We start from the raw sequence: 23,207 nt of genomic DNA, 5'->3' as shown, positions 1-23,207 counted from the left end.
GCGGGCGCGTCGCCCGCTTGTCCGGCGGTGAGGACGACCGCGAGCGGACGGGCGTTGCTGTCGCAGGCCAGGTGGACCTTCGTGCTCAGGCCGCCCCGCGAGCGTCCGAGTGCGTGGTCGGCCGGCTCTCCTCGGCCGGTGTCACCTTTTGCGGGCACCGGCGGCGTGCTGGTGGGCCCGGCAGACGGTGGAGTCCACCGAGACGGTCCAGCCGATGTCGTCGCCCGCGTCCGCTGCGGCGAGAATAGCTGCGAAGACCCTGACCCAAGTGCCGTGACTGCCCAGCGCAGCAGTCGTTTGTGAGCGGTCTTGAACGAGCCGAGCTCGTGGGGCAGGTCCCGCCAGGGCGAGCACGTGCGGTACTTCCACGCGATCGCCTCCAGAGTGCGGCAGTGGTTCGCCCGTCGCCGCCCGCGGACCGGATCGGCCGGCATCAACGGCTCGATCCAGTCCCACATGGCATCACTGATCACCAATCGGACAGACACATCCGATCAACAGCTCAGCCCATCAAAGAGTCACGCTCTAGTCGGCGAGCAGGACGGCCGGCAGCGGGGCCTCCAGCACCAGGGCCCGGGGGAGCGTCAGACCGAAGTGCCGCTCCAGCACCCCCAGGGTGGTCCGGTGCACCTCGCGGCCCGCTCGCTCCTCGTCCGGCAGACCTTCGGCGCTCAGCAACTCCTTGATCTTACCCGCGACTTCGGGGTCTCCGACGACCTGGCCGTTGCCCCATGAGTCGTCCAGGTGCAGATTGAACGAGCACACCGTCCGACCGTCCCGGTGGTAGCGGAAGGTCGGCGGCACCGGCTTGCCGTTCTCCTCCTCGTACTCCACCAGGAAGACCTCGGCCCCGCCCTCGGAGATCGCCGGACCGTCCCGGAATTCCCCGAACCAGCCCCCGTACGCCACCGCGAAGGTCCACCCGCCGCTCACCCCCAGCCGCAGCCCGATCCCGTCCCAGGCGTCCCCGAACTCCTCCTCCAGCGCCTCGACCAGCCCGTCCCCGGTGAGCTCCCCGACCGGCTCCACCGTCCGCTCCGACCACTGGGCCGAGGCCGCGATCCGCACCGCCAGCGCCTCGACCCCGAGCCCTCGGGCCAGCGTCACGCTGTAGCCGCCGAAGGCGATGCTCTGTGGCTCCGCGAGCCAGGCGATTCCGTCCGTCATACAGGTGATCCTGCCGCACCACACCGACACACCTCCGCCCCGGGCCGGCGGCCTGCTCCGACCCGGCCGCCCACCCGGCCCGATCAAGGAGACAGGCCCTGGCTGCCCGGCCCGGGCGCCCGGCCCGCGTGCGGAAGGGGCACCCGGGTCTGCGCGGACGCCGAGCCGGTGCGCTACCAGTGCGTCCCGCGCCGAGGTCCGTCGTCGCGGTCGATCACGTCGCGCTGCCCGCCGGGTTCGGGAACCTTCGCTTCGCGGCCGGTCAGAAGTTCCGCGTCATCCACTTCTCGTCGAACTCGCCGTTGCAGGGCCACTGGATGACGGGCGCCCCGTTCGAAGTGGAGCTGCCCACGCCCAGGCACTGCGCGCTCCACCTGTTCTGGAACGAGGGGACGGTCGAGGTCGCGCTCGCCGTGACGGTCCCCATTCCCGCGAAGACGAGACCGGCCGACACCGTCACACCGAGAACCCTGCCGAGCTTCATGAAACCAGCCACCCCTGAGCGTTGGAGCACCTATCGATACGTATGCGGACCGAGGCTGGACTTCCATGATCAACTATGTCAACCGTTGCGGGCCGCACGGGGTTTCGCGCCGGTCAGCTGCCCAGGAAGCCCAGGACGGCGAGGACCTCTAGGAGCGCGGCCGCTGGGAGGGCGACGAGGTGGTCGTGGAACTCCATGTCGACTCCGTCGGCCTCGCCGTGCGGGCGCAGCGGTAGGACGGCGAGCATGCGGCGCGCCTCGTCCGCGGTGAACGGCGTCGCGGGCCCGGGCCGTTGAGCCCGGTGGGGGGATCCCGTACGGCATCGGCAGGGGGCCGACGCGGCGACAGGAGGCGGAGCGTGGCGGCGGACCACATGGTCATCGAGCAGGTGCGGCGGCTGGGAGCGGGCCCGGAACGGGACCTCGCCCCCGACTACGGGCTCGTCCCCCCGGCCCGGGCGGCCGTGCCCGACTGGCACCGGCCGCTGGACTCGCTGGGCACGGTGCTCATCCCCCCGGAGGCCCGGCCCGCCCCTGACGGCCCCGCCGTCCTCCTGCCGCCGCCCCCGCCGTACGCCGTGCCCGTACTGCCCGCCGCGCCTCCCGCGCCGTACGCCGTGCCCGCACCGCCCGCCGCACCGCCCGTACCAGCCACCCCACCGCCTGCACCGGCCCTCGTCCCGTACGCCGCGCCGCAGCCTCAGCCGGACCCGGCACCCGTGCCCGCATCCGTGCCCGCCGCCGCCCCGGTTCCCGCCCGGCGCGCCCGGCGCCTCGGGGCCGGTCTGGGCCTCGGCCGGGGCGAGCAGCGCGAGCGGGAGCGGCTGGAGGCCGTCATCCGCACACCCCTGCACCGCTCCTTCCGGATCGCGGTCATCGGCCTCAAGGGCGGTGTCGGCAAGACCTCCACGACCCTGGGGCTCGGTTCCGTCCTCGCCGAGACCCGGGCCGACAAGGTCGTCGCCGTCGACGCCAACCCGGACACCGGCACCCTGAGCCGGCGCGTCCGCCGGGAGACGGCGGCGACCGTCCAGGACATGCTCGCGGCCGCGCCCTCGATCACCGGCTACATGGACATCCGCCGCTTCACCTCGCTGACCCCCAGCGGACTGGAGGTCCTGGCCAACGACGGCGACCCCACCGTCGCCAACGCCTTCGGCGGCGAGGACTACCGGCGGCTGGTCGACCTGCTCAGCCGCCAGTACCCGGTCGTCCTCGCCGACTGCGGCACCGGCCTGCTGCACGGCTCCATGCGCGCCGTGCTCGACCTCGCCGACCAGCTGGTCATCACCGCCACCACCAGCGTCGACGGCGCCAGCGGCGCCGACACCACCCTGGACTGGCTGTGCGTCAACGGGTACGAGGAGCTGGCGCGGCGCAGCGTGACCGTGATCTCCGGCGTGCGGGCCAAGGGCCGGGCGATCCGGGCGGACGACCTGGTGGACCACTTCGGGCAGCGCTGCCGGGCCGCCGTGGTGCTGCCCTTCGACGAACACCTCGCCCTCGGCGGCACGTTCGAGCCCGCCAGGCTGCACCAGCGCACCCGCCGTGCCTACCTGGAGCTGGCCGCCCTCGTCGCCGAGGGCATCCGGCCGCCCGGTACCTGACGGGCCGGCTGACGGGCTGACGGGCGGGCGGCGGTCCGTCAGGCCTGCCAGCGGCCCGGGCGCCAGGCCCGGCGGCGGGCGGCGGTGCACAGGAGGGCGAGGCCCAGGGTGAGGGTGACGGTGGTGAGGACGACGGCGGCCACCGTCGCGGCCTGGCGGGGGGCGGGGTCCGGGGGCGGGGGGCCCAGGACGGTGGCCCGCGCGGCCGGGAGGGCGGCGGCGGTGGGGGGCGGGGTGGTGGTCAGGGCGGCGAGGGGGTCGACGGTGCCGTAGCCCAGGCGGGGGTCGGGCAGGGCGGTGCCGGGGTGGTAGGCGGTGGATTCGAGGCGCTCGCGCAGGTGGGCCGGGTCGAGGTCGGGGTGGTGGCCCAGGAGCAGGGCGGCGGTGCCGGCCACCACGGCGGTGGCGAAGCTGGGGCCGCTGCCGGTGAAGTAGCCCTTGCCGGCCGGTCCGGTGCTCATCATCGCCTCGCCGGGGGCCGTCAGGTCGACCCGGGCGCCGGCGCCCGTCCCCGCTCCGCTGCCGGTGCTCACGCTCCCCGTACTCGTCCCCGTGCTCGTCCCCGCGCTGCCGCCGGTGCCGCCGGTGCCGCTCGCCGTGCCCGTGCCCGTGGTGCCCGCCGTGCCGGTGGTGTCCGGTGCGGTGCCGCCCGGCGCGAGGGCGGCGACGGTGAGGACCTGCGGCGGGGCGGAGGGCAGCGCGGCGCCGCCCTGGTCGGGGGTGGCCGGGGCGATGACCAGGGCGCCCTTGGCGTCGGCGTGGCGCAGCGCGTCGTCCAGGCCGGCGTCGCCGGCGGGTACGGGCAGGGCGGAGGCGATGACCCGGGCGCCGGCGTCGGCCGCGTCCCGGATGCCCTTGGCGAGCAGGGCCGGGGTGGTGGTGCCGGTGTCGTCGGTGACGGCCACGGCCAGGATCCGCGCCTCGGGGGCGATGCCGGCGAAGCCGGTGCCGTCCTGGTGGCGGGCGGCGATCAGTCCGGCGAGGAAGGTGCCGTGGCCCACGCAGTCGCGGGTGGAGTCGCCGGTGCCGTACTCGCGCGGGCCGGGCAGCAGGCGTTCGCCCAGGACGCCGGAGGCGGGGTCGACGCCGGAGCCGACGACGGCGACGGTCACCCCGGCGCCGCGGCTCAGTGCCCAGGCGGCCTCGGGGCGCAGGAAGGTCTGGGCCCAGGGGGTGCGGTCGGTGCCCTTGTCGGAGGGTTTGAGGCAGTCGCCCGCGCGGGCGGCCGGGCGGTTCTGGGCGATCACGGGCAGGGCGGAGGGGTCGCCGGTGGCCGCCGCGGCCGGGGCTGTCAGGGCGCAGGCGAGGGTGCAGGCGGCGAGGGCGGTTGCCCGGCGGGTGGTCACACCGCGCTCCCCTGGAGCAGTGCGGGGACGTCCTGGGGCAGCAGCAGGCTCAGTTCGGAGACGTCGCCGACCTCCAGGCGGGCCAGGCGCCCGGCCTGACGGGTCACCATCGCCTCCAGGGTCTGGCGGGCGAAGCGGCCGTTGCCGAAGTTGCGGTCCCGGGGGACGGCCGCGCACAGCGCCGTCAGCGTGGTGAGGGTCTCGGGGGCGCAGAGGTAGCCGGCCTCCTCGGCCTGGCGGCTGACGATGGTGACGAGTTCGTCGGCGCTGTAGTGGTCGAAGGCGATCTGCTGGGGGAAGCGCGAGGCCAGGCCGGGGTTGGAGGCGAGGAAGCCCTGCATCTCCTCGTGGTAGCCGGCCACGATCACCACGACCTCGTCGCGGTGGTCCTCCATCAGCTTCATCAGGGTGTCCACCGCCTCCTGGCCGAAGTCGCCGGAGGCGGCGCCGCCGCGCGGGGTGAGGGTGTAGGCCTCGTCGACGAACAGGACGCCGCCGCGGGCGCGTTCGAAGGCCTCCTTGGTGAGCTGGGCGGTGTGGCCGATGTAGCGGCCGACCAGGTCGGCGCGGGCGGTCTCGACGAGCTGGCCGGTGGGCAGGACGCCGAGTTCGGCGAGCAGGGCGCCGTAGAGGCGGGCGACGGTGGTCTTTCCGGTGCCGGGCGGCCCGGCGAAGACCAGGTGGTGGCTGATCCTGGCGGCGGGCAGGCCGGCCTCCTCGCGGCGGCGGGCCTGGGTGATCAGGTTGACCAGGTTCTCCACCTGCTCCTTGGCGGCGCTCAGGCCCACCATCTGGCGCAGCCGCGCGAGGAGTTCGCTGCGGCCGTCCGCGCCGGGGCCGGTGGCGCGGGCGGCCTCGGCGCCGAGGTCCTCGGGCAGCAGCAGCGGCAGGTCCGCGTCGGTGACCTCGGCGAGGGCGGCCAGCCGGGAGGCCTGGCGGTCGACCATCTCCTCGAAGACCTTGCGGGCCGCGCGGCCGTTGCCGAAGTCCGCGCCCTTGGGCATGCGGGTGAAGTGCGTGCCGAGCGCCTCGACGGTGGCCTCGGCGAGGTCGAAGCCGTGGGCGGCGGCGGCCCGTTCGACGATGGTGACCAGTTCCTGCGCCGAGTAGTTGCGGAACTCGACGGTGCGGCTGAACCGGGAGGCCAGGCCCGGGTTGGAGGAGAGGAACTCGCGCATCTCCTCGGAGTAGCCGGCCACGATGACCACCACGTCGTCGCGGTGGTCCTCCATCAGCTTGACCAGGGTGTCGATGGCCTCGCGGCCGAAGTCCGGGCCGGTGCCGCCGCCCCCGGCGGACAGGGTGTAGGCCTCGTCGATGAAGAGCACGCCGCCGAGCGCCTCGGTGAACACCTCGGTGGTCTTGATGGCGGTGCCGCCGACGATGGAGGCGACCAGATCGGCGCGGGCGACCTCGGTGAGGTGGCCGCTGCGCAGGACGCCGAGTTCGGCCAGGATGCTGCCGTAGAGGCGGGCGACGGTGGTCTTTCCGGTGCCGGGCGGCCCGGCGAAGATCAGGTGCCGGCCCATCGGCAGGGCGGGCATCCCGGCCTGTTCGCGGCGCCGGGCCAGCCGGTTGAGGTTGACCAGGGTGGCGACCTGCTCCTTGACGCCCTCCAGGCCGACGAGCGCCTGCAGGGCGGCCTGCGGGCCCTCGGGTTCCGGCGGCGGCAGCGGCTCGGTGCCGGCGCCGTCCGGTCCGGGCGGGGTCCCGTCCCCGGGCAGGGGTTCGGCGCCGGCCGGGCGGGTGCCGGGCGCGGCGGCGACGGGCTGGGCCTCGGCGCTGCCGTGGCTGTCGGCGTGGGCGTTGTCGCGGCTGGTCAGTTCGGTGACCGCCAGCCGGGTGCCGGGGCGGGTCTGGCGCAGTCCGGAGCCGCGGTTGCCGCTCACGGTGCAGCCGGTGACGCGCACCGGCTCCTCGGAGTCCACCCGCAGGCCGTCGCGGGTGTTGTCGGTCAGTTCGCAGCCGGTCAGGGCGGCCCGGGCGCCGGCGGCGAGCAGGACGCCGTGGCGGCGGTTGCCGTGGACGCGGGTGCGGGCGGCGGTGAGTTCGCCGCCGTCCTCGACCAGCAGGCCCTCGCCGCTCCAGTCGGCGATGTCGCAGTCGCGCAGCGAGGCGAGGCCGCCGGGGCCGATCTCGACGCCGTTCACCGTCCCGCCGGCGGCGGTGGCGGTGGCGGTGCCGCGCACGGTGGTGGCGCCGACCTGGGTGTTGCCGCCGTCGGCGACCCGCAGGGCGGCGCGCCCGCCCGCCCCCAGCAGGCAGGACTCCAGGCGCCCGCGGCCCTCGCGCAGCACCTCGACGCCGTGGCCGCCGACCTCGGCGACGTCCAGGCGGCGCAGCAGCGGGTTGGCGCCGTCGCGTACGACGACCCCGGCGCCGGCGGCGCCGCGCACTTCCAGGCGGTCGAACTCGGCGGCGCTCTCGCCGGTGAGGTCGACGGCGTCGCCGGCGCCGGCGGTGACGGTGGTGCGGGTCAGGACCGGGCTGGCGGACTCGTCGACCAGGATGCCGGTGCCCTGGGCGTCGCTGACCTGGCATTCCTCGAAGCGGCCCCGGGAGCGGGCGGTGACGTGGATGCCGTGGCCCTTGGTGCGGGTGGTGCGGCAGCGGCGCACCAGCGGGTCGGTGCCGCCGGCCAGGACCAGTCCGTGGCCGCGGGTGGCGTCGAACGCGCAGTCCTCCAGGAGGACCTGGGCGGTGGAGCTGACGTAGACGCCGATGGCGACGTCGCGCACGGTGGTGCGCAGGACCCGGGTGGTGCTGTGTTCCTCCAGGGCGATGGCGGGTTTGTCGGTGGCGGAGATCTCGCAGTCCTCGATGGAGCCGCGGCCTTCGCCGTTGGCGCACACGCCGTTGCCGCGGGCGTCGCGCAGGACGCAGTTGCGCACGACGGGGTTGGCGTTCTCGCCGATCACCACGGCGGAGCTGCCGAGGTGTTCGATGACGGTGTCCTCGATGACGCTGGTGCCGGTGGAGGTCTCGACGATGCCGGCGCCGGCGGGGTTGACGATGCGGCAGCCGCGCATGGCCAGGGAGCCCTGCTGGCGGGTGAGGACGGCGGTCCAGGAGTTGCCCGCGACCTCGCAGTCCTCCAGGGCGGCCTGGCCGCGCGGGACGTCGATGGTGGGCAGTTCCTCGTCCTGGCCGTGCAGGACCAGGCCGGTGAGCTGGACGGCCTCGGCCACGACCTGGACGACGGCGCCGCGGCGCGGGGAGATGCGTACGCTGCCGCGGGCCTCCTCGGCGGTGATGGTCACCATCTTGGTGATCACCAGGTTCTCGTCGTAGCGGCCGGGGCGGACGCTGATCACCGCTCCGCTGCGGGCCGCCTCCAGGGCGGCGCCGATCGTGCGGTAGCCGCCCTCTTGCGGCTCCGCGCCGACCGTCAGCACATGGCGGGCCATGGGGCGCTCTCCTCCGTCGTTCGTGGCTGTGGTGCTTGCCGTGCTTGTGGTGCTCGGTGGTACGGGGCTGGGGGTGGGTCAGCCGGTGCAGTCGGCCTTGACGGCGGAGGCGGCGTGGTGGGCGTAGGTCTTGACGCTGTCGCCGACCCAGTCCTGGCCGCGGCTGTGCATCACCACGGCGATCCGGCCGCCGCTGAGCGGGAAGGTGCCAGCCGAGACCCACTGGCCCCGGTAGGAGACCTGGTTCACGAGGAAGGACTGGTTCTGCACGGTGTAGTAGGTCGGGGCGCCGCCGACGGCCTTGAGGTCGCCGTTGGGCACGTACACCGACAGGCGGCAGCTGCCGGTGGTGAGCGAGCCGGTGTTGAAGGTCCACACCACCGAGTTGCTGTTGTCGTCCTTGCCGGAGGCGCCGGACATCGGCATCGAGGTGAAGCCGCCGGCGCAGCCGTCGCCGGTGTAGCCGCCGGAGTTGTTGCGCCAGCCCTTCTGCCCGTCGTCGTACCAGCCGTTGCGCTGCATGGAGGTGGATCCGCCGCAGCCCGGGCCGGCGACGCCGCTGTAGGTGGGCGCGGGCGGCGGGGCGGGCTGGGCGGACTTGGCCGGGGGCGGGGCCGGCTGCTGGGGCTTGGCGGGCTGCTGCGGCTGGGTCTGCGCCGCGCCGCCGCCCTGGCCGCCGCCCTGGTTGGCGCCCTGGCCAGTGTTCTGCCCGGTGTTCTGGCCGCCGCCCTGGGGTCCGGCGGGGGCGCCGGCGGCGGCGTGGTTGGTGGTCGTGCTGCCCGGGTTGCCGCCCTGGTCGGCGCCGATGCCGGGCAGGGCGGCTCCGGCGGCCGCGGCGGGGACGACGGCGCCCTCGCCGGGCTGCGGGCCGGCCGGCTGTCCGGGCTGGCCCGGCTCACCGGGCTGGCCGGGCTGCAGCGGCTGGTCGCCGGGCGGGTTGCCGGGCCCGTCGGCGCCGGGCACGTACCCGTTGCCGCCGCCGTCCGGCTGGGAGAACCCGGCGGGCGGCGGGCCGTCGGCGCCGTGCGGGCCGGGGCCGTCCCCGCCGAGCCCGGAGATGCCCAGCGGCACCCCGACCAGCACCAGGCCGGCGATCACCGCGGCGGCCACCATCGGCTTGGGGATGCGCCGCCCGGCGCCCTCCCCCTCCGGTGCCTCGGCCGGCGCGGGCACGGCGCTGATCCCGGCCCGGGTCTGCCCGGCCGTCGCCTGCGCCGCACCGCTCCCGGCGACCGGGGGCACCGCCCCGGCGGCGCCCACCGCCGCGGGCGCCTGCGCCGCGCCGGCGGCCGTACCCTCGCCCGGTGCCCCGGACTCCGCTGCCGGCTCGGGGACCTCCCAGGCCACGGCGGGCAGTTGGATGCCCCCGCCCGACGACCCGTTCCCCCGCGCACTGCGTTCCCTGCCCACCCGCACTCCCTGGCCCACGACGACGACGCCCGACGGGGCCGGCCGCCCCGGCCGCACCGGCCGCGGCGGGAACCGCCCCTCCCCCAATCGACGGACGGCACGTGACGCCGGGTTCAGCCGGTTTCCAGGCGCCACGCCGGCTCGGCCGGGCTCGGCGGGTGGAGGACGAAGTCGACCGCCCGCTGGAGGGTCTGCGGGGACGGCTGCGGGCACGGCCCGGTGCGCTCGCGCAGGTGGGCGAGCAGCCCGGGCTCGGGGGCGAGGTCGTACTCCTCCAGGTAGTAGGCGACGGTGTCGGTCCAGATCCACTCGCCGTCGGTGCGGTAGTTCATCGGGACGGCGCCCCGGCGGGAGGCGTCGAAGACGTCGTCCATCAGCATCGGCGTCACCAGCACCTCGGCGCCGGACCGCAGGTACTCCAGCAGGTCGGCCCGCTGCCCGCCGTCCCGCACCAGCGGGTGGTCCGCCGAGAAACCGGGCCCGATCACCGGGTCGACCAGGTCGAACACCGCCGCCAGCCGGAACTCCGGCTCCGCCGCCCGCCCTTGCTGCTGATCCACGTCCTGCTCCCGCTCGCGTGCCGGCGCCCCGGCCGGGGCGCCCTCACCCGGGTCAACGGCGCCGGGACGGGCGGCGTTCACCGGGCGGGGCGCCTGCCCGCTCAGGCGGCGCTGCCCTCGAGGTCGGGCCTCTGGTCCTTCTCGTACCAGAGCAGGAGGGCGGCCTGCACTTCAGGGGAGGGCTTCCACGCCACGATGCCCTGCCGCATGTGGGTGTTCAGCTCCTTGACGAAGTCCTCGGGCTTCCCCTTGTAGGTCTTGGCGAACGCCGTGACCGCCCTGGCCGACGCCGGCTTGACCCCCTTGTCGATCACGTTCACCGCATTGGCCCTGGCCGCCTGCGCCTCTTCCTCGGCCGCCCGCCGTGCTGCCTCCTCCTGCTCGGCCGCCCGGTCCACGAGCCGCTGGTTCCAGGCGGCCTCGCCGTTCTTCGAGGGGAAGTACTTGAAGGCGATGTCCTTCCCCTTGGGCACGTACGGGCTGGTGGAGTTGAGCCTGGCCGTCTCCTTCCAGCCGTACTCGATGAGGCCCTCCACGTCCTTGCCGTCCTTGAGGTAGGTACGGGGCTGCTCCGACACCGTCGACTTCTGCTGGGCGGCGATCGTGTACCCCACGTAGGCGCTGACCCCCGGGAACGCGTCCTGGAAGTCCTTGACGACGGACTTGCAGCTTGCGCACGTACCCCGGGAGGAGAGCACGATGAGCGCGCCCTCGGGCTGGGCGGGCAGTTCGGCCCCCGACTGTGGGGACGCCGCCTTCTCCGGCGGCTTGCCCGGCGGCTTTGCGGAGGGGTGGGGGACCTGCTCGAAGCCCCAGTCCTTCATCTGCTGGAATGCCTTCGCCAGCCCCTTCACCTCGGCGTCGTAGCGCTGTGTCCACAAGCCGTTCTCGCCCGCCCACCGGGCGGCGGCCTTGAGCGAGCGGCTGTCGTTGATGGATTCGTCCTTGCCGTTGGTGACGGCCTCGGTCGTCTGCCAGCTCTTGTCGCCCTTCAACGCCAGGCCGATGACGGCGTAGGTCACGGTCTTGTCGGTGCCGGTGAAGAGTTGCTCCAAGAGGGAGTCGTCCAGGACCGCCGTCGCCGCCTGCACGGAGTCGGGATCCGGTTGCGGTTTCACCGGGGCGGGTTCCGGGTCGTCCACCCTCTCCTTGCCCTTCGCCACCGGCTTCTCCTGCGGCTTGGCCACCACGTCGGAGTCGGGACCCGGGTCGTCGGCCCTCTCCTTGCCCTTCGCGACCGTCCCCTCCTCCGGCTTCGCCGCCTCCGGCGCGTCGGCCGGCACCGTCCTGCCCGACAGCGCGCTCTCGACCCCCTCCGCCGAGTTGGTGTCGGGGCGATCGGCGGCGGCCTTCTTCTTGGTGTTCTTCCCGAAGGCCAGCGCGCCCTCCAGCTCTCGGTTCGGGTCGAGGGTGCCCGGCTCGGCGCGCTCGTAGCCCTCGGGGCGCTCCCGGTCCCGCTCCGGGCGGGCGGGGGCGGGCAGGTGGGCCCCGCGGTCCACGACCGGGGGCGTCGGGCCGTCCGCCGTGGGCCGGGTGACCTCCCGGAAGTGCCCGCCGGGGACGATGGCCGGCACGCCGTCGGCCGTGTAGCCGACCTCGGAGGCGACCACCAGGTGGCCGGGGCCGTCCGTGCCGTCCACGCGCGGGGTGAAGTACACCGAGCCCGTCGCGACCAGCGCGCTGCTGCCCAGGTCGGCGAGGCCGAGCTGGCGCATCACCTCGGTGACGAAGTCGAGGCCGGGCGCCTTCCCGAGGTTGCAGGAGACGAACTGCAGCCGGTCGGTGCCGTTCCAGACATCGCCCGCGTGCAGCCCGGCCAGGATCCCGGCGACCCGGTCCTCGGTCAGTTCCTCGCCGTCCAGCACCGGCTTTCCGGTGTCGGGGTCGGTGTGCACCGGCAGCGTGAACACGCCCTCCTGCGCGGGGAAGCGCGCCAGGGCGTACCGCTCCGCCGGCGACGGCTCGGGGTTGCCGAGCCACCAGCCGTGTGCGGGGCCCCCGAACGCGCTCAGGGGCGCGCCGACTTCGCCCGCCTTCGGTACCGGGTCGGTCCAGTACCAGTCCGCCGGGAGGTTGATCGTGTCGAAGGGGGCGGTCTTCGCCAGGGTGCCCTCCTCCAGGTAGGCGCTCACCTCGTGGATGTTCTCGGCGGTGTACCGGAACACCGCCGGAGCGTCGCCCTCGGCGATGTCGACGCTGTTGTGGAGTTCGACCGTGAGTGCCCCGTCCTGCTCCAGCCTGAGGTGGACCGTGACGCTCTGGCCGGTCAGCTTCGGGTGGGACGGGGTGATCTCGACCGTCTTCTCCCGCCCGTCCGCGGACTGCCGCTCGGTGATGCGGTGGTCGGGCCGCAGGTCGTCGGGGAAGGCGGCGCGCAGCGCGGCCTCGCCGTAGAACCCGGCGAACAGGTCGAACGCGTGCTCCATCGGCATGTCGTTGGTCCAGCCCGCGATCGTCTCCGTGACGTCGTGGAGCGTCATGGGCTCGGCGTCCGCCCGGATGACGTGGTAGGGGCCCTCCTCCTCCCGCCCGGTCACCGTGAGCCGGGTCGGGCCGAGCGTCACCTCGTACTGGCCCGGGTTGACCTCCGTGGGGGCGCCCGGGGGCATGTGGTCCCGCGGGTACGACAGGGCCAGCATGGGGTGGGTCAGCGGGACCTGGATCTCGAACAGCGCGTAGCCGTCGGGGTTCGACATCCACTCCTGGACGAACTGCCGGTCGTAGGAGGTGGACGACGGCACGATCTCCGTGAAGCTCTGCTGCTCCCGGGTCTGCTCCGACATCCGCACCGCCCGGTACAGGAGCAGGGTTCCCTCGGCGTGCGGCTGCCCCGCCGGGGGCTGGAGGTCCTGCGCATGGGCGAAGAACCGCTCCAGGTTGCCCATCATCGTGGCGTAGGTCGCCGTGCCCTCCCGGTGGATCAGCCGGCCCGCCGGGTTGCGCAGGTTGGTGAAGGCTCCGGTGCGGATCTGTCCCATGAACGTGCGCAGGGCGCTGTCGGGTCGGGCCGTGGTCAGGTGGCGTAGGGACAGGTCGGCGCCGGCGGCCCTCTGTTCGGGGGTCGGCTGGAGGAAGCGCACCGCTTGGTCGTTGTGGCGCGCCGGGTCGATCGACTCCACCAGCCGGTAGCCGTCGGGGTGGTCGTGGAAGGAGCCGTCCGGTGCCCGGTGGGCCCGGTGGTCCTCGGCCTGGACCTGGATGTCGCCGGAGTCGTCCCGGAGCGCCCGGAACTCCCGCCAGTGGCCGCCGCCCACCATGACCGGGTGGCCGTCCTCGGTGAAGCCGACGTCGGAGGCGACCACCAGGTGCCCCGGGCCGCTCTCGCGCGGGGCGAAGTACACCGGACCGGTCGCGGTCAGCGCAGTGGTCCCCAGGTCCAGTTCCTTGAGCCAGCGCGTCACTTCGGCGCCGAACTCGTGCGCCGGACCGCCGCCCAGGTTGCACGCCACGAACTGCACCGTGTCGGTGCCGTTCCAGACCCCGGAGCGGTGGAGGCCGTACAGGACGCCCGCCGTCTGGTGGGCGGACAGCGGCCCGTCGGGGCCGAGCGGAAGACCGGTGCCCTCGTCCGTGTGCACGGGCACGACGAACACCCCGGGCTGTTCGGGGAAGTTCCGCAGCGCGTCGCGCTCCGCCTGCGGCACCTCGCTCGGGCCGATCCGCCAGCCGGCGGCGGTGCCGCCGAAGGCCGACAGCGGCAGGCCTGTGTCCTCCGGCTTGAGCACCCGGTAGTCGAACCAGTCCCAGGGGAGGTCCAGCATCTCGAAGCTGGGGTTCTCGGCCAGCTTCTGCGAGCGAAGGCCCCCGCTCACGGTGCCGATGCTGTCGGCGTCGTAGACCATCGGCTCCCGCGGCTCCGTGTCTTCGCTGGAGCGCCAGAGGATGGAGACGGACTCGCCTTCATGACGGATCGTCGCTTCCAGGAACTGTCCGGCCAGCTGTTCGTGGGAGTGCTCGATCCTGACGGTCTTCGTGAGGCCGTCCGGCGACGACGTCTCGCTGATGCGGTGGAAGGGCCCGAGGTCGCCGGCGTAGGAGGCCCGCAGCGAGCGGTCGCTGAAGAACTGGGTGAACTTCTGGAACGCGACCGGCATCGACATGCCGCTGGTCCAGTTCGCGACGTCGGCGCGGATGTCGGCGACCGTCATGGGTTCGGCGTCCACCCGGATGACGTGGAAGCCTCCCTCGTCGTCCCGGCCGGTCACCGTCAGGCGGCTCGGGCCGAGCGTCACCTCCGACTGCGCCTCGTTCACCGGCTCCGGGTCGCCCTGGGCCCTGGTGTGGCCCGGCGGGAAGGACAGCGCCAGCATGGGGTGGGACAGCGGCACGTTGATCTCGAACAGCGCGTAGTTGTCGCCGCCGCCCCCGTTCGACATCCAGTCCTGGACGAACTCCCGGCTGAAGGAGGTGGAGGCGGGCAGCAGTTCGGTGAAGCTGTCCCGGCCCCGGGATTCGGGGTCCATCCGCACCGCCCGGTACAGCCGCAGGGACTCCCCCGTCGGATGCGCCCCGGCCGGGCGCAGCGCCTGCGCGTGGTCGAGGAAGCTCTGCACCTTGCCGAGCAGGGAGTCGTACCGCTCCCCGGTCCGGATCGCGATCATGCCCTCGTCGTCGCGCTTGCTCGTGAACCCGCCGCCCTTGATCCAGCCCATGAACTGGTGGAGATCCGGGTTCTGGGCCGCGGCGTCGAGGTGCTGCCGGGCCAGGTCCACAGCGGTCTCGTCGGTACCGAAGGTGAACGCGCCCTCGATCGGGGTCAGGTCCGGGTGCTTGCGCGCGTCGATCTGCGTCCTGGTCGCGTCGTCGATCAGGACGGCGGAATCGTCGGCCAGGAGGCCGTTCCGGTCCGGGCCGCCGAAGAACTCCCACGGCGCCTTGTGCGTCAGCGGCGTCCCCTGTCCGGGCGCGGCGAGCATGTCACGCCACTCCTGCACGGTGGCCTCCCGGTCGGGGAAGAGCAGCGGGTCGATCACCCGTTCCCCGGCCGCCGTCTCGACCAGCACCGCGACGTGGTGATTCCACCTGTGTCGCTGGTGGAGGTGCCCGAGTTCGCCCTCGGGATGGGCCCAGATCTTGGCGAGGTGCTGCCGGCCGGTCGCCGGGGCCGCCAGGTTGATGAGCTCGGACAGCGCGTGGGCCCGGAATTCGCAGCCGTCGACGCGGTTCGGGGCGTCGGGTCGGTAGCGGCTCATCACCGTGGCGTGGAGCTGCTGGAACTGCTCGGCGGAGGGCCGCCCGGTGGGCTGCTGTCGCAATTCGGCCTGCCGGACGCGCAGTTCCAGGGGCCGTGGGAGCGATGCGCGCTGCAGCAGCCCCAGCAGTGCGTCGGCCGCCCGCACCGAGCGGACCACTCCGACGTTCTGGATGGCCGTCAGCACGTCCTGCTCGGCGTTGATCCGGTTGATCTCGTCGTCGTCGTCGTTCTCGTCGGCGCGCCGCCATTGCTCCCTGAGTTCGTCGGAACGGGTCCTCACCTTGCCCAGGTAGCTGCGGTAGTCCTCCGTCTCGGACTCGCTGCCGCTGTCACTGTCACTGTCGCCGTCCGACTCGGAGTGCTCGCTGACGGTGTCCTCGGCCGACGCCATCTCCTCGTCCGACGAAGGCGGGTCGTTCGGCCGGACGCGCTTTCCCGAGCTCGGGCCCGCACCCGGGTCCGGGTTCGAGCCCTCGTCGTCGGTCCCGTCGTCGCGCCTGCGGCGCCCGGAGAACGCCATCGCGTCGCTCTGGGGCGCCAGTTCCCGCTCGCGCGACGGGGCTCCGCCCGGGACCGCGGTGTAGCCCTCGGGCGCCGACGTCGAACGCGGCGGGAGGGTCTTGTCCACCGGCAGGTGGGCACCGAGGTCCCGGACCGTGATCGGGGCGCCAGGGTCCCGCGGGGCCGTCAGCCCCGCCCAGTTGCCTCCGTCCACCAGGACGGGTCGGCCGGAACCGTCGAAGGCGAGCTGCCTGCCGACCACCAGTGCGCCGGCACCGTGCGGATCGCTGCGGAACGGCCCCGCGACCGGGGGCGCGAACCAGGCCAGGCCCTTGGGGGCGTAGACCTCCAGGTCCCGGCCGGGCAGGCGCAGGCGCAACTGCCGCAGCACGCCCGCGGCGAACGATTGGTCGCCCCCGCGGGCCGCCGAACAGGCCACCAGCTGAACGGGCTTGACCCCGTCCCACACCCCTTGTTCGCGCAACGAGACGAGCAGGCCGGCGGCTTCGCCCTCGGTGAGACGGGTGCCCTTCCAGAGCGGCACGCCGTCGGAGCCGGTGTGCATCGCCACGGTGAGGAAGCGTTCGTCGACCGGGAAGCGGTCCAGTGCCGTGGCCATCCGCTGCCGGGCCTGGGGGTCGGCGCCCGGGTCGTCCAGCCGGTAGGCGCCCGAGGTTTCGTGGTGGACCAGTGCCGTGCGCAGGTCGCCGCCGCGGTCGACGGCCGGCGGGTCCGGGAGCGGCGCCGGCACCAGGGGCCCGGCTCCCGGCGCCTGCGTCTCGTGCTCCGGGAGCGGCGGCGCGGCGGCCGGCTGCCGCAGGTCGTCGGCGTTCGAGTCCGCCAGGGGCTGACCCGCCTCCTCCTCCGCTTGCGCCTGGTCGAGGTCGTACCAGTCGTAGGGGAGGTCGATGGACTCGAAGCTGGTGTTCTCGTTCAGCTTCTGGGAGCGCAGGCTCACGCTCACGGTGCCGATGTTCTGGGCGCCGTAGACCAGCGGATCCCCCTCGTGCGGTTCCTCTCCGTAGACCGTTTCGTCGCGGAAGCGCCAGCGGAGCGAGACGGAATCGCCTTCGTGGTGGATCGTCACTTCGGCGAACTGGCCGAGCGGATCGCGGGGGTGCTCGATCCTGACGGTCTTCCGGCTACCGTCGGCGGACCACGTCTCCGTGATGCGGTGGTGGGGCTCCAGGACGCGGGAGTAGGCGGCCCGCAGCGAGCCCTCACTGTAGAACCGGGTGAACTTCTCGAACGCGACCGGCATCGACATGGGACTGGTCCAGTTGTCGACCTCGGTGCGGATGTCGGCGACCGTCATGGGCTCGGCGTCCACCCGGATGACGTGGAAGCCCCCGGCCTCCTCCCGGCCGGTCACCGTCAGGCGGCTGGGGCCGAGCGTCACCTCGGACTGGCTCTCGTTCACCGGCTCCGGGTCGCCCTGCGCCCTGGTGTGGCCCGGCGGGAAGGACAGCGCCAGCATCGGGTGGGACAGCGGCACCCGGATCTCGAACAGCGCGTAGTTGTCGCCGCCGCCCCCGTTCGACATCCAGTCCTGGACGAACTCCCGGCTGAACGAGGTGGACGCGGGCAGCAGCTCGGTGAACCCCTCCCGGCCCCGGGCCTCGGAGTCCAGCCGCACCGCCCGGTACAGCCGCAGGGACTCCCCCGCCGGCTGCGCCCCGGCCGGGTGCAGCGCCTGCGCGTGGTCGAGGAACCTCTGCACGTCGCCGAGCAGGGACTCGTACCGATCCCCGGCCCTGATCGCGAGCATGCCCTCTTCGTCGCGCTTGCTCGTGTACCCGCCGCCCTTGATCCAGCCCATGAACTGGTGCAGCGCCGGGTCCTGGGCCGCGGCGTCCAGGTGACGCCGGGCCAGGTCCACCGCGACCGGATCGGCGGCGAGCGGCGGTGCGGCAGATGGCGCCAGGAGGCCGCCGGCGCCACTCTCCCGGACCGGCGGGTCGTCGTGGGAGGGGTGCTCTCCGAGGGCCGGGGCGTCCGCCGTCGTCTCCTGGTGGGAGCGGTACTGGCCGTGGGTCAGGTCGCGCAGGACCGGACCCGAGTGCAGGACGTCCTCGATGCGCTGGAGGTGGCGGGGCAGCACGGTGAAGTCGTCCCGGTGGGCCGAGGTGCCCATCACCCCGTTCTCGCCCGCCCAGCGGTCGCGGCGGCGAAGGACGAAGGCGTCGCCCGGCTTGGCGGCCGGCTCGACGTACTCGTCCGGGAGGCCGAGGAAGTGCAGCGCCTCGTGCAGCAGCACACCGGGCGGGCTCTGGTCGTACCAGTGGAGCTGGTCGCTGCGCCCGGAGCCGGGCAGGATGGTGATGCTCTGGTGGGCGCCGGCGGCGTCCTGGGCGCTCTCGACCCGCAGGTGGACCTGGTCGCCGCCGGGCAGGCGGAAGCGCTCGTTGAAGCGGTCGGCGACCACCGCCCGGGTCCGGTCGAGCATCCGGGCGGCGGCGGCCTGCTCCAGCGGGCGGCCGTCCGGTCCCTGAAGGTGCAGGTTCAGGGTGAACTCGGTGACCCAGTGGCCCGGTTGGGCCTCGAAGCGCCGCACGTCGTAGCTGATCGCGGTGTCGGCGCCGTGCAGGCCGCCCAGGCTCGAAGACTGCCGGTTCTCGTACTGCTCGCGCACCCCGGGGCCGGCGATGTCGCCCCGGCCGCCCTGGCCGCGCACCCGGGGGTCGAAGCGCACGGTGTCCATCCGGGCGGGCGGCGCGAGCGTGCGGATGTCGGCCCAGGCGGAGGCGGGCAGCAGCGGGCCTGCGGACGCGGCCGGCTCGACGGGGGCCGGGGTGAGCGGGGTGGCCGGGGTGAGCGGGGTGGCCGGGGTGAGCGGGGTGGCCGGGGTGGCCGGCGCCTGGGCGGGCGTGCGCTGCGCCACCGGGTGGGTGTGCTCCGGCTCCTCGTGGTCCGGCTTCTCCTCGTGCTCCGGCTGCTCCTCGTGGCCGTCCCGGGAGTGTCCGTCGCCGTCCTCGTGTGCGGGGTGGGGGGTGCCGGCGAGGGTGAGCGGGCCGGCGGGGGTGAGCGGGCCGGCGGGGGTCTTGCCGGCCTCCGGCTTGGTGTCGGCCTCGGGCCTGGTGTCGGCCTCGGACCTGGTGTCGGGGCGGCGGCCGAAGACGTTCTCGTTGGCCGCCTCGTGGTCGCGCCAGCGTTCTCCGTCCAGATCCTTCGGCGCCCAGTGCTCCCGGTAGGCGTCGAAGAAGTCGCCGCCGTACTCGGTCTTCAGCCGGCGGATCTCCTCCTCCGGCACCTGGCGGTCCTCGGCGAGGCGGTCGTAGCCGGCGGCGGCGTGCTCGCGGGCGGGCAGGACGTCGCGTTCGAAGGCCACGTGCTGTTCCAGGCCCCTGGTCAGCCGGTCGCGCTTGCGCCGCCAGATCTCCAGCTGCTCGGTCAGGCGGGCGCGGTGGTCGGTGTCCGGGTCCCGCAGCAGGGAGCGGAAGGACTCCTCGAAGGCGGCACGGATCCGCTCGGTGTAACCCTCGCGCACCCGTCGGGCGGCGCTGGAGGCGGGGGGGTCGGAGCCCTCGGTGCGGGTGCCGCGGGTCGCGCGGCCCAGGGCGGTCTCGACCGCGGCGGCCGTGTCGTCGCCGCGCTCGGTGGTCTCCGGGCCACCCAGGTCGTGCGGGACCTCGGTGCGGGCGGTGTCCTCGGCGGCGCGCAGCGCCTCCTCGCGGGCGCCGTGCAGGGCCAGCAGGCGGTTGGCCTCGGCCGGGGAGGTGAGCCGGTCCAGTTCCGCCTTGAGCCGGGCGGGGTCGCGGTCGGCGGCGGTGTGCTCGGCGACCAGGCGGTCGGTGCGGCGGGCGAGGTCGGCGCGGGCAGCGGCGACCGCGCGCGGGGAGGGGCCGTCGGCGAGGCCGAGTTCGCGCAGCGCCTCGGGGCCGAACTGGTCGGGGGCGGTGTCCTTCCAGGCCGCGGCCGCGTCGTCGACCGCGTCGACGGAGCGTTTCAGCACGGCCTCGCGGACCGCCTGGACGGCGAAGTCGTGGGACAGCCCGTCGCGGTAGCGGTCCAGGGCCTCCCGGAAGTCCTCGTCCAAGCGGGTCCGGCCCAGGCGCGTCGGGTCGACGGGGGCGAGCTCCTCGCCGCCCGCCTCGCCCTCCTCCTCGATCAGCTGGAAGGACTCGTCGTCGCCGTGCAGGTCCTCGATGCGTTCCCGCAGGGCGTCGGCCATCAGGTCGCGGGCCTCGGGTGACAGGCGGACGTCCAGCGGCACGCCGGCCGCCTCCAGCAGCGCGCGGTCCTTCTCGGAGAGTTGCTGCGTCGACCACTGGGAGTGGGCGTCGTCCACCGCCCGGTCGATCTGCCCGATCGCCTCGGCCCGCGCCTGGCGCAGGTCCAGGTCCCGGGCGGCCTCCCGCAGGCGGCGCTCCAGCGCCCGGGCGGCCAGGGCGTTGCGCTCGGGGGTGAAGTCGGTTCGGGCGGTGAACAGTTGGGCGACGTCCTGTTCGGCGTCGGTCCGGAACCGTTCGGCAGCCTCGCGGCGGATCTCCGCCCGGGTGTGGTCGCCGGAGTGCTCGGGCCCGAGGCCGCGGTCGGCCAGCAGCCGGTCGAAGCGGCGGACGGCGAAGGTGAGCGCGAGCTCGCGGGCACCGGCCAGCTCCAGGCGGTCCGTGGCGGAGTCGAGGATCGACTCCCGCTCGTGCGGGCGCGCCTCGATGTCCTCCCGCAAGGACTCCGCTGCCCGGCGCCACACCGGCGTGTCCGGTGTCACGAGGGGGCGCAGCTCCCGGGGCAGGCGGGCGGCGCCCTGTGTGAGGCGGTCCTCGACGGCGCGGCGGGTCTCTTCGCGTGCCTCGGCCTCGGCGAGCCGGGTGTCGTGGTCCTCGGCGAGGGAGCGCTGCCGGTCCTGCCAGGCCGCGCTCCGCTCGTCGGCGGCGGGCGCCTCGGCGTGCTCGGGGGCCTCGACGTGGTGGTAGGGGCGGCCGGAGGCGGTGGTGGAGTGGATCGGGGCCGTGTCGGGGGTGTGCTGGCCGCCGGGCACGTCCGGCTTCGGGTCACGCGGCGGGGTGGCGGGCGGCAGCGGGTTCTGCGGGTCGGGGCGGTTCGGGTCGGGGTTCTGCGGGTCGGGGCGCTGCGGGTCGGGACGGTTCGGGTCGGGGTTCTGCGGATCCGGGCGCTGCGGGTCGGGACGGTTCGGGTCCGGGTTCTGCGGATCCGGGCGCTGCGGGTCGGGACGGTTCGGGTCCGGGTTCTGCGGATCCGGGCGCTGCGGGTCGGGACGGTTCGGGTCCGGGTGGCCGGGGTTGGCCGGTGCGGTGCCGTCGCCGGAGCCACCGGAGCTGGTACGGACCCGCGGTGGCGGGGTGGCCTCGTTCCGGACGTCGGCGTTCGCGGGCGACTGCGACTGCCCGTGCCCGCCTGTGCCGCCGCTGGTCGCGTTCGAGGGCACGTGCAGGGGCGGTTCGGCGCTCTCCTCGACGACGGTGGTGCGGTGGTCGGGGTGCTTGGGCGGCGGTTTCGGCTTCCCGGTGCCGTCCTGGCCGCCGGCGTCCGCGGAGGACGTCGCGGTGGCGCCGCGCTCCCCGCCCTCCACCGGCTTCCCGTCGCCGTTCGGGCTCTTGGGGCCGCCCGTGGTGGCGCCGCCGGGCCTGGTGTTCCCGGGCCCTCCCTTCGTGGGGGTCCCGGACTTCGACCCGTTGGAACCGGCGGTCTTCTCGCCGTCGGACTGGGTCCTGACCTGCCGGTAGGAGGTCTTCGGGTCCAATGCCCCGTCGACGGATGAGTTGAAGCCGGTCTTGCCTCCGGGGTCGGCGAGGACGCCTTCGGGGGACAGCGTCTCCCCGAGGATCTCGCTGATGTGCCCGGGCCGGCGCACCGGGAACGGCGCCGGGTGGCCGCCCATGGTGCTGATCACCGCGAGGAAGTTCAGCGGGTGGAAGGTGCTGTAGTACTCGCCGTTCTCCTCGATCCGGGAGCTGTCCAGGCTGCGGACGAAGTCCGCGTACCGGGCGGTCAGCGGCGAGGCGAGGCCCATGAGCATGTGGTGCATCCCGGACATCATGAAGCCGCCGACGAAGCTCATCCCGTTGGCCTGCCACTCACCGTTGTAGATGGTGTTGTAGATGCCCTCGGTGAGGTACTGGTTGACGCCCGACTCCAACTGGCCGCCCAGCATCTGCCCGACGTGGAACCACTTGTTCATCGTGTTGATGCCGCCCGCGAGTTCGGGCATCTTGTCGACCAGCATCTTGAGTTCGGGGGTGAGCGCGACCAGCTTGCTGTCCTTCTTGGCGAGGTTCTCCAGGGCCTCGGTGAGCGCTTCCCGACTGGCCTGCTTGGCCACCGTCTTGAGCGAGTGCTCGGCGAACTGGCGGCCGATCTGCTCGCCCATCTCCCGGGCGAACTTCTCGCCGATCTCGGTGCCGAGCTCGGCCACGAAGAGGTCGCCGAGCTGGCGCACGAACTTCTCGCCCATCGCGGCGCCCGTGCGGCGTCCGGACTTGAAGCCCTTGGCCAGGTAGCCGGCGTTGTCCTTCAGGAGCTTGGAGATGCCGCCGGCGAAGCGTTCGGCGGCCTCGTTGCCGAGCAGCCGGCCGACGTCCTGGCCGGCCTCCTTCTCCAGGCCCTTGAGGCCGCCGCCCGCGGCGCCCTTGCCGAGGTCCTCGAGCGCGCCCTTGGCGACGTCGCCCGCGGCGCCCTTGGTGAGGTCCTTGAGCCCGCCCTTGACGAGGTCGCCCGCGGCGCCCTCCCCGATCTCCTTGCCCAGTCCCCCGGTCAGTCCCTTGATGACGTCGTCGAGCACGGTCTTCATGAACAGCTTGCTCAGCCCGGCGCCGAGCAGCTTGCCCAGGCCCTCGCCCAGGATGCTGAGCGGGCCGCCGATCGCGCCGCTGATCGCGCCGAAGATCGCGGCCTGCTTGGTGAGGTCGGTGTCCCACTCGTGGCGGTCGCCGCGGTTGAACTGGATGCCCTGGATGATCGCGTCCAGCAGCAGGCCGCCGATGATGCCGCCGAAGGTGTGCATCACGATCAACTGGACGAGTTTCTTCACCAGTTGGAGCAGGAACTGCCGGGTGAGGATCTTCTGCCACTCCAGCTCGATGAGGGAGGCCCCGCCGGTGAAGACCGACCAGGCGATGGCGATGGCGATCTCCAGCAGCAGCTGGATGAGCTGGCCGATGGCCATCCACTTGGTGTACTCGACGCTGAGGGCCACCTTGTTGGCCAGGTCGGCCAGTTGGGTGCAGAGGTCGTGGGTCTGGTCGAGGGGTCCGGGCCGGCTGTCCGTGCCGACGAACTTGCTCCACTCCTTGCGGAAGGCGTCGGCGGTCTTGCCCTCGATCCGCTGGTCGCAGTTCTTCACCGCGTCCTGGATGTAGCCGGCCAGCTTCGGCAGGTCGTCGGCCAGGGCGAGGTAGTCGTCCCGGACGTCGCGCAGCAGCCCCTCGTCGGACTCCGGCCAGGGCATGCCGCTGATGATGTGGAAGAACTGCGCCAGGCCCGGGGAGACGTGGATCGAGGAGTGGGACACGGCGCGGGGCCTCCGGGGACGGAGCTGACGGCAGGGAAGGGCTGGCGGTGCGACGAGGGG

General features: G+C 73.9%; 9 protein-coding genes and 1 pseudogene. 1 reads left to right on the top strand and 9 read right to left on the bottom strand.

Going from position 1 to position 23,207, the window contains the following annotated elements; genetic code table 11:
* Positions 1–11: 11 nt before the first annotated feature.
* From ACZ3YL_RS17745 to ACZ3YL_RS17730, 4 genes and pseudogenes are all read right to left on the bottom strand, one after another.
* Positions 12–434, bottom strand: a pseudogene (locus tag ACZ3YL_RS17745) (transposase); the annotation flags it as partial.
* A gap of 91 nt (positions 435–525) precedes the next feature.
* Positions 526–1,167 carry a DUF6461 domain-containing protein gene (locus tag ACZ3YL_RS17740; RefSeq protein ID WP_465658281.1) on the bottom strand — a complete coding sequence of 214 codons (642 nt, stop codon included), beginning with the start codon at positions 1,165–1,167 and terminating at the stop codon, positions 526–528.
* A gap of 262 nt (positions 1,168–1,429) precedes the next feature.
* Complete coding sequence (locus tag ACZ3YL_RS17735; protein ID WP_188306833.1) at positions 1,430–1,651, bottom strand: RICIN domain-containing protein; 222 nt, start codon at positions 1,649–1,651, stop codon at positions 1,430–1,432.
* Positions 1,652–1,764: 113 nt separating this feature from the next.
* On the bottom strand, positions 1,765–1,899 hold the full coding sequence (locus tag ACZ3YL_RS17730) for a hypothetical protein (RefSeq protein WP_262986054.1): 135 nt from the start codon (positions 1,897–1,899) through the stop codon (positions 1,765–1,767).
* Between the two features lie 111 nt (positions 1,900–2,010).
* Here ACZ3YL_RS17730 and ACZ3YL_RS17725 point away from each other — a divergent pair, with 111 nt between their 5' ends.
* Complete coding sequence (locus tag ACZ3YL_RS17725; protein WP_465658279.1) at positions 2,011–3,258, top strand: MinD/ParA family ATP-binding protein; 1,248 nt, start codon at positions 2,011–2,013, stop codon at positions 3,256–3,258.
* A 38-nt stretch (positions 3,259–3,296) separates the two neighbouring features.
* On the opposite strand, the gene ACZ3YL_RS17720 is transcribed toward ACZ3YL_RS17725, so the two are convergent.
* The 5 genes from ACZ3YL_RS17720 to ACZ3YL_RS17700 all read right to left on the bottom strand — a co-directional run bounded on the left by ACZ3YL_RS17720 (position 3,297) and on the right by ACZ3YL_RS17700 (position 23,147).
* On the bottom strand, positions 3,297–4,604 hold the full coding sequence (locus tag ACZ3YL_RS17720) for a S8 family serine peptidase (RefSeq protein ID WP_465658277.1): 1,308 nt from the start codon (positions 4,602–4,604) through the stop codon (positions 3,297–3,299).
* Positions 4,601–8,011 carry a right-handed parallel beta-helix repeat-containing protein gene (locus tag ACZ3YL_RS17715; protein WP_465658275.1) on the bottom strand — a complete coding sequence of 1,137 codons (3,411 nt, stop codon included), beginning with the start codon at positions 8,009–8,011 and terminating at the stop codon, positions 4,601–4,603. Before ACZ3YL_RS17715 ends, ACZ3YL_RS17720 begins: the two co-directional genes overlap by 4 nt.
* A 78-nt stretch (positions 8,012–8,089) precedes the next feature.
* On the bottom strand, positions 8,090–9,358 hold the full coding sequence (locus ACZ3YL_RS17710; RefSeq protein WP_465658273.1) for a hypothetical protein: 1,269 nt from the start codon (positions 9,356–9,358) through the stop codon (positions 8,090–8,092).
* 176 nt (positions 9,359–9,534) lie between these two features.
* Positions 9,535–9,981: a hypothetical protein gene (locus tag ACZ3YL_RS17705; protein WP_465658271.1), complete on the bottom strand. Its 447-nt coding sequence runs from the start codon at positions 9,979–9,981 to the stop codon at positions 9,535–9,537.
* 101 nt (positions 9,982–10,082) lie between these two features.
* The gene (locus ACZ3YL_RS17700; protein WP_465658269.1) at positions 10,083–23,147 is read right to left on the bottom strand and encodes a WXG100-like domain-containing protein; all 13,065 of its coding nucleotides are present in this window, start codon (positions 23,145–23,147) and stop codon (positions 10,083–10,085) included.
* Positions 23,148–23,207 lie beyond the last annotated feature (60 nt).

This window comes from Kitasatospora sp. NPDC023176 (assembly GCF_055560495.1).
Note: the sequence above shows the minus strand (reverse complement) of the source record. Positions and strands in the feature narration are given on the sequence as shown.